The organism is Aminobacter sp. P4_H6_2, from assembly GCF_056400805.1.
In genome coordinates, this window is sequence record NZ_JBFUKO010000327.1 from 1 (window position 1) to 6,062 (window position 6,062).

8 protein-coding genes and 1 tRNA gene are annotated in these 6,062 nt (G+C 62.0%); 6 read left to right on the forward strand and 3 right to left on the reverse strand.

All coding sequences use genetic code 11. The features are described 5' to 3' along the window. The first annotated feature begins 235 nt into the window (after positions 1 to 235). Both AC1DUU_RS20605 and AC1DUU_RS20610 read left to right on the forward strand, forming a co-directional pair. Positions 236 to 952 carry a type 1 glutamine amidotransferase gene (locus AC1DUU_RS20605; RefSeq protein WP_476785258.1) on the forward strand — a complete coding sequence of 239 codons (717 nt, stop codon included), beginning with the start codon at positions 236 to 238 and terminating at the stop codon, positions 950 to 952. A gap of 204 nt (positions 953 to 1,156) precedes the next feature. Continuing rightward, positions 1,157 to 1,315: a hypothetical protein gene (locus AC1DUU_RS20610; protein WP_476785259.1), complete on the forward strand. Its 159-nt coding sequence runs from the start codon at positions 1,157 to 1,159 to the stop codon at positions 1,313 to 1,315. Positions 1,316 to 1,404: 89 nt separating this feature from the next. Here AC1DUU_RS20610 and AC1DUU_RS20615 read toward each other — a convergent pair whose 3' ends face one another. After that, complete coding sequence (locus AC1DUU_RS20615; RefSeq protein WP_476785260.1) at positions 1,405 to 1,659, reverse strand: DUF982 domain-containing protein; 255 nt, start codon at positions 1,657 to 1,659, stop codon at positions 1,405 to 1,407. A 137-nt stretch (positions 1,660 to 1,796) separates the two neighbouring features. Between AC1DUU_RS20615 and AC1DUU_RS20620 the strand changes: the two genes are divergently transcribed. The 3 genes from AC1DUU_RS20620 (at position 1,797) to AC1DUU_RS20630 (ending at position 2,958) form a co-directional block, all read left to right on the forward strand. Further along, on the forward strand, positions 1,797 to 2,255 hold the full coding sequence (locus AC1DUU_RS20620; RefSeq protein ID WP_476785261.1) for a hypothetical protein: 459 nt from the start codon (positions 1,797 to 1,799) through the stop codon (positions 2,253 to 2,255). 121 nt (positions 2,256 to 2,376) lie between these two features. After that, positions 2,377 to 2,796, forward strand: a complete 420-nt coding sequence (locus AC1DUU_RS20625; RefSeq protein WP_476785262.1) for a hypothetical protein — start codon at positions 2,377 to 2,379, stop codon at positions 2,794 to 2,796. An 88-nt stretch (positions 2,797 to 2,884) separates the two neighbouring features. Then, positions 2,885 to 2,958: transfer RNA gene (locus AC1DUU_RS20630), tRNA-Gln, on the forward strand. A gap of 69 nt (positions 2,959 to 3,027) precedes the next feature. On the opposite strand, the gene AC1DUU_RS20635 is transcribed toward AC1DUU_RS20630, so the two are convergent. Further along, positions 3,028 to 4,053 (reverse strand): class I fructose-bisphosphate aldolase, encoded by a 1,026-nt coding sequence (locus AC1DUU_RS20635; protein ID WP_476785263.1) that lies wholly within the window; start codon positions 4,051 to 4,053, stop codon positions 3,028 to 3,030. A gap of 342 nt (positions 4,054 to 4,395) precedes the next feature. Between AC1DUU_RS20635 and AC1DUU_RS20640 the strand changes: the two genes are divergently transcribed. Then, entirely contained in the window at positions 4,396 to 4,776 is a 381-nt protein-coding gene (locus AC1DUU_RS20640) for a cupin domain-containing protein (protein WP_476785264.1), read from the forward strand. Positions 4,777 to 4,844: 68 nt separating this feature from the next. Here AC1DUU_RS20640 and AC1DUU_RS20645 read toward each other — a convergent pair whose 3' ends face one another. Then, positions 4,845 to 6,041, reverse strand: coding sequence for a phosphoglycerate kinase (locus AC1DUU_RS20645; RefSeq protein WP_476785265.1), 1,197 nt, complete (start codon positions 6,039 to 6,041; stop codon positions 4,845 to 4,847). Between the last annotated feature and the right edge of the window lie 21 nt (positions 6,042 to 6,062).

A 6,062-nucleotide genomic window follows, 5' to 3' on the forward strand; every position in this document is an offset into this window, starting at 1 on the left:
AGCTCAGGCTTCGTGTGGCGAAGGCGTCAAAATGGGCGGGTCTCGGCCTGTGGATCGTATTTTTCGGCGTCGGCATTCAGGCGGTGGCGGCGCTGTTTGGACTGCTCGTCTACTGATCAGGCGTTGACGCCAGGGGCGGCCTCCCCTGCCTCAACTCTTTTATTGCCGTGCCTCATGTCTGGGCGCATCGATTGACTTCAGATGCGGGTAGATCGAGCAGGCATCGAGAGCGCGCATGAAAATCCTTGTCTTCCAGCATCTGAGGGTCGAGCACAGCGGCGTGTTCGGAGAGTTCTGGGGCGAAGCCGGGCATAGCGAACACGTCGTCGAACTGGATGAGGGCGAGGTGATCCCGGCACTCCAGGACTTCGACATGCTGGCGGTGATGGGCGGGCCGATGGATGTCTGGCAGGAAGAGGCCTATCCCTGGCTCAAGCTGGAGAAAGCGGCGATCAGGCATTGGGTGCGCGAACTCAAGCGGCCATATCTCGGCATCTGCCTGGGGCATCAGTTGCTCGCCGATGCGCTGGGCGGCAAGGTTGGCTTGATGAAGCAGCCCGAGGTCGGCCTTGCCACAGTCGAGCTGACGAAAGCCGGGCGCGCCGACCGGTTGTTTGACGGTGTCGATGGGGCAATCAAAACGCTGCAATGGCATGGCGCCGAGGTTTCGGTGCTGCCGCAGGGCGGCGAAATTCTCGCCGGCAACGCCGCCTGCGCCATTCAAGCGATGCGTGTCGGCTCAAACGCCTATGGCTTCCAATATCACATGGAGATCACCGAACGGACGGTCGGCGACTGGGCAAAGATTCCCGAATATGCCGCGAGCCTGAAGCAGGCATTGGGCGCGGAGGAGGCAGGGCGTCTGGCGCAGACGGTCGCGCCCAATCTGCCTGCGTTCCGCAACACCGCCGGCCGCATCAACGACAATTTCTTTGCCGCAATCGGCTGCTAAGGCCAGTCCTGCGCTCACCTTGCCAGGGGCGTGCGCCGACATGGCTTGTTGTGTTCGGCGCCGTATCGCCCTAGAGCCTGTTTCAACCCCGATTGAAGTCGGGACAGGGCTCTAGCTTCTGCATGAGCATGATCTTTTCCGAAAACCGGTTTCCACTTTTCGGGATCATGCTCTACGCAGGCATGAACCAGAAAAGGACACTGCATGGCCAGACCGACAAACTACAATCAGGAACGCAGGGACCGTGACCGGGCCAAGGCGATGAAGAAGGCCGACAAGCTTGCGGCCAAGGCCGAAGCCAAGGAACGCAGCAAACCTGCCGAAGAGGTCGAAGCGACCCCTGAGGCAGAAACCGAACTTTAAGGGAATTTGGGCCCCGACCGGGCGCTCAAGACTATCCCTGAACCCGCGCGTCGAGCCATGAGGAATATTCTTCGGGCCGGCGCGCCGGGTCAGTCCTTGTCGTTGATATAGACATTGACCTCGCGCGCCGCCGCGATGAAGGCGCGTCGTGCGGCCATGACCGGCTTTTCACCCGACATAGCGTCCGAGCATGCCTGAAGGGCTGCGCGATGCTTGGGGCTGCGCTTGCCGGGCCAGCTGTTGAGCAGGAAGGCGGAGGCCTCTTTGGCCGTTCGCAGGATAAGCGGAGTGCCGGCCGGATCGGCCTTCACGGTGATGGGGGTTTCGAACCTGATGTTTTCCATGGCCGCTCATACGCCATACCGGACAGGGAAGCGAGCAGCATAACGCCGCGCTGCCAAGGAGGGGAAGTGGCTTGTGCGGTGGTGGCTCGACAGGCGGCTCAGGCGGTGGTTTTCTGGCGCCGGGCCATGGGGGACGAATGATGAGAACGGCTGGCGTGGCAAAGGCTTCGTTCGGAACCGAAACACTTGGCGCCATGGTCGTGGCGCTGGTCGTCTATGTGTTTGTCTCGATCTTCGTCGTGCTTACGGTGACGATCACCGCTGGTGCCTTCGCTTTCGTGATCGACTGGCTGCTTCGGGGCGATCGACCCAACCTCATTCAGCTCATCGCCGTGGTTTTGGGCGCGGTTTCAGGCATTTGGGCGGCACGGCTGGTCTGCGACCTGGCATTCCCGGCCTATCAGCCGCGTTTTGTCTTCTGGATGTTCGCGGTCGTGCTGACCATGACCACGATCAACAAGATTTCCATGACCTTCACGACGGCTGAGATCATCCTGGGCGCGCAATATCTGGTCGCGCTGGCTGCCGCATTTTACTATTTCTGGCGCGAGCGCTCGCCGATCACAGTCACGACAGGGCTGATACGCTCGGATTGAGGCTGGGGGGCAGGTGCTCGACCTTGTGGCGCGGCATCTTGCGTGACAGAAGGCAGCGCTGGCAGCGACCGAGCCGTCGCCGCTCGGGGAAGCGAGCGCACATCGCCGCAATGGGGGAAGAATGACAATCAAGAAGATACTGCCGGCCTTGCTTGGCTTGCTCATTGCTGGTGCCACGCCGGCATTCGCCGAGGGCGATGTCTACAAAGCCTACAGCACGACCGCCGAGAGCATCACCGGGGACATTTCGATGGATGATTTCTCCATCACATTCGCCAACGGAGAATCGCTGTCGTTCTCGGCCTTGCTCGGTGACCATTTCGTCGTCGACGGAGAGCGGGTGAACGCTTCCGTCTACAGCGTCGCAAACCCGTCCGATCCCGAACTGGAAAACGGCAACAAATTGTGCGGCTCGGGCGACGTTTCTTATCTCGCCAACTGGGCCGGCGGCGAAGGCCTGACGATCGTTGCGGTGTTCACCGGCGACGAACCGCCGGAAAGCAGCGCCGAGATGTGCGCGTCGTATACGTATATGGATTGAGCCCTGACGGGCGCGCCAAATGCGCTCGCCGTTCGACCAGTGCTCGACAAGCGCTGGCTGCGATGATTTGTTGAGCAGACTTAGGTATTCCCGCTTCGTCTAATGGTAGGACACCGCCCTTTGAAGGCGTGAATCGTGGTTCGAGCCCATGAGCGGGAACCAAACTTACCGCCTGTCGAAAAAAAGCCCCGGATCGCTCCGGGGCTTTTCGTTTCAAGCTGAAAGGGAAGCTTACGCGGCCTTCTCCAGCACCTGTTGCCACTGGCCAAGTGCTGCCAGGTGGTTCATGTGGGCGCGGTGGGTGAAGGCGGCCTGGCCGGCGCCGAGGTTTTCGGCCTTGCCCGACCATGCCTTCTGCGGTGCTGCCTGCAGCGCGCGGCCGTAGGAGAAGGTCAGCTTCCACGGATGCGGGCCGATGGCGTTGATGGCGTTGAGGTTGGCGGTTGCCTCCTCGTCTGACTGGCCGCCCGACAGGAAGGCGATGCCCGGAACCGCCGCCGGAACCGTCTCGCGGAACAGCTTGATGGTCTTTTCGGCGATCTCTTCGGCGCTGGCCTTTCTGGCGGCCTTCTTGCCCGAGATGACCATGTTGGGCTTCAGGATCGTGCCTTCGAGCACGACACGGGCAGCGTAGAGTTCGTCATAAAGCTTGACCAGCGTCGCCTTGGTGACGTCGTAGCAGGTGTCGATGTCGTGGGCGCCGTCCATCAGCACTTCGGGCTCGAYGATCGGCACGATGCCGGCCTCCTGGCAAAGCGCCGCATAACGCGCGAGCGCATGGGTGTTGGCCGAAAGCGAATAGGCCGAAGGCACGTTCTTGGTGGTGTCGATGTCGATGACGCCGCGCCATTTGGCGAAACGCGCGCCGAGCTTGTAGTACTCGGCCAGGCGTTCGCGCAGGCCGTCGAGGCCTTCGGTGATGGTGTCGCCGGGGAAATTGACGATCGCCTTGGCACCGGCGTCGACCTTGATGCCGGGAATGGCGCCGGCGGCCTTGATGAGGTCGACCAGCGGCGTGCCGTCGGCGGCGGTCTGGCGAATGGTCTCGTCGTAGAGGATGACGCCGGAGATGTACTTGGTCATCGCCTCCTTGGTGCGGAACATCATTTCGCGATAGTCGCGGCGGCTATCGGCCGTCGACTCGACGCCGATGACGTCGAAACGCTTCTTGATGGTGCCGGAGCTTTCATCCGCAGCCAGAATACCCTTGCCACCGGCCACCATGGCGACAGCAATGTCTTCGAGACGTTCGCTCATACAAATACCTCCTGAACAGATGCTCCGGGCGCATAGCAGATGGTTTTCCGGAACGGAATGCCGGGGGCCAGCCTATAACCGATTGAAATTATTTCAATCGTTTTAGCTTCAGGTCAGGCCGGCCTGCAAATGGCCACATCCTCCGCTTCCGGTGCTCACGTACCAAATGTACGCTCCGCTCCGGTTCTCGGATGCAGCCATTTTCGRCTCGGCCTGACCTGAATCTCATCGCGCTGGCGACTCCGAATGGTCTCAGCGGCCCGCTTATCCGTAATATGAGCACATGCTAAAATGCAGGCTGTCTGCGTACATCTACGCACGGGACGAGCATGGGAGGATGCAATGGCCGACGGTGGAATGAACGTCACGAAATTCGAGTTCAAGTCCCACGATAGCCCGGATGAAGTTCGGGCGCCCGACAAGACACGCGTGGAGGTGGTTCGGCTTGCCGGTTTCACCTTGGGCCGGCTCAACATGGAGCCGGGGTGGAGATGGTCCGAGTGCGTGAAGCCTGTCGTCAAGACCGATAGCTGCCAGGTGTCGCATGTCGGCTACGTCGTCTCAGGCGCCCTGACCGTCAGGCTCAATGACGGAACCCAGAAGACGTTGACGAAAGGTGCGTCCTACACAATTCCGCCGGGCCACGACGCCTGGGTCGAAGGTGACGAACGCTTTGTGTGTATCGAAGTGATGAGCGCCGAGCAGTATGCCAAGCCGGCATAGGCGCGCTCCTCGCGACAGGCCAAGGGCACCTCTCCCTCACGGGGTGAGGGAGAGGCAATGCTCGTTGCTCAGGCCTTGAGGACTTCAACGCCGGGCAGGTCCTTGCCTTCCATCCATTCGAGGAAGGCGCCGCCGGCGGTCGAGACATAGGTGAAGTCGTCGGCTACGCCGGCATGGTTGAGGGCCGCGACTGTGTCGCCGCCACCCGCAACGGAGACGAGCTTGCCCGCCTTGGTGCGGGCGGCGGCGTGCTGGGCTGCGGAAACCGTCGCCTTGTCGAAAGGCTCGATCTCGAAGGCGCCGAGCGGGCCGTTCCAGACCAGCGTCGTGGCGCGGTCGATCCAGTCATTGATGGTGGCAACGGTCTTTTCGCCGACGTCGAGGATCATGGCGTCGTCGGGCACGTTTTCGATGGCGACCGTCTCATTGGCGGCGCCTGCCTTGAACTCGCGGGCGATGACGCCGTCGGACGGCAGGATGATGGCGCAGCCAGCACCCGCTGCCTCGATCATGATCTGGCGGGCAGTCTGGGCGAGATCGTGCTCGCACAGCGACTTGCCGACCTTGGTGCCGCGTGCGGCCAGGAAGGTGTTGGCCATGCCGCCGCCGATGACGAGTGCGTCGACGCGCTTGACCAGGTTCATCAGCAGGTCGAGCTTGGTCGAGATCTTGGCGCCGCCAACGATGGCAACGACCGGGCGGACCGGATTGCCGAGACCTTTTTCAAGCGCTTCGAGTTCGGCCTGCATGGTGCGCCCGGCGCAGGCCGGCAGGCGATGGGCAAGGCCCTCGGTCGAGGCATGCGCGCGGTGGGCGGCAGAAAAAGCGTCGTTGACGAAGATATCGCCATTGGCGGCGAGCTGTTCGGTGAAATCAGGGTCGTTTTTCTCTTCGCCCTTGTGGAAGCGGGTATTCTCCAAAAGCAGGATGTCGCCGTCCTTCATGGCGGAGACGGCCGCAGCCGCCTTTTCGCCGATACAGTCGGCGGCAAACGCCACCGGGCGGCCGATGACCTTGGCGGTTGCGATGGCGATCGGCGCCAGCGACAGTGCCGGATCGGGGCCGTCCTTGGGGCGGCCGAAATGGGCGAGCAGGATGACTTTTGCGCCCTTGTCCGAGAGCTCTGTTATTGTCGGGGCGACGCGCTCGATGCGGGTGGCGTCGGAAACCTTGCCGTCGGCCATGGGCACGTTGAGGTCGACGCGGACGAGTACCCGCTTGCCGCTGACGTTACCGATGGTGTCGAGGGTCTTGAAGGCGGCCATGGGGTTTCCCTTTCCTCATTG

What these genes read in the sequence shown, in the direction of transcription:
- AC1DUU_RS20605 (WP_476785258.1), top strand. Translation starts at nt 236, where the DNA reads ATGAAAATCCTTGTCTTCCAGCATCTGAGGGTCGAGCACAGCGGCGTG.
- AC1DUU_RS20610 (WP_476785259.1), top strand. Translation starts at nt 1,157, where the DNA reads ATGGCCAGACCGACAAACTACAATCAGGAACGCAGGGACCGTGACCGG.
- AC1DUU_RS20615 (WP_476785260.1), bottom strand. Translation starts at nt 1,659, where the DNA reads ATGGAAAACATCAGGTTCGAAACCCCCATCACCGTGAAGGCCGATCCG.
- AC1DUU_RS20620 (WP_476785261.1), top strand. Translation starts at nt 1,797, where the DNA reads ATGATGAGAACGGCTGGCGTGGCAAAGGCTTCGTTCGGAACCGAAACA.
- AC1DUU_RS20625 (WP_476785262.1), top strand. Translation starts at nt 2,377, where the DNA reads ATGACAATCAAGAAGATACTGCCGGCCTTGCTTGGCTTGCTCATTGCT.
- AC1DUU_RS20640 (WP_476785264.1), top strand. Translation starts at nt 4,396, where the DNA reads ATGGCCGACGGTGGAATGAACGTCACGAAATTCGAGTTCAAGTCCCAC.
- AC1DUU_RS20645 (WP_476785265.1), bottom strand. Translation starts at nt 6,041, where the DNA reads ATGGCCGCCTTCAAGACCCTCGACACCATCGGTAACGTCAGCGGCAAG.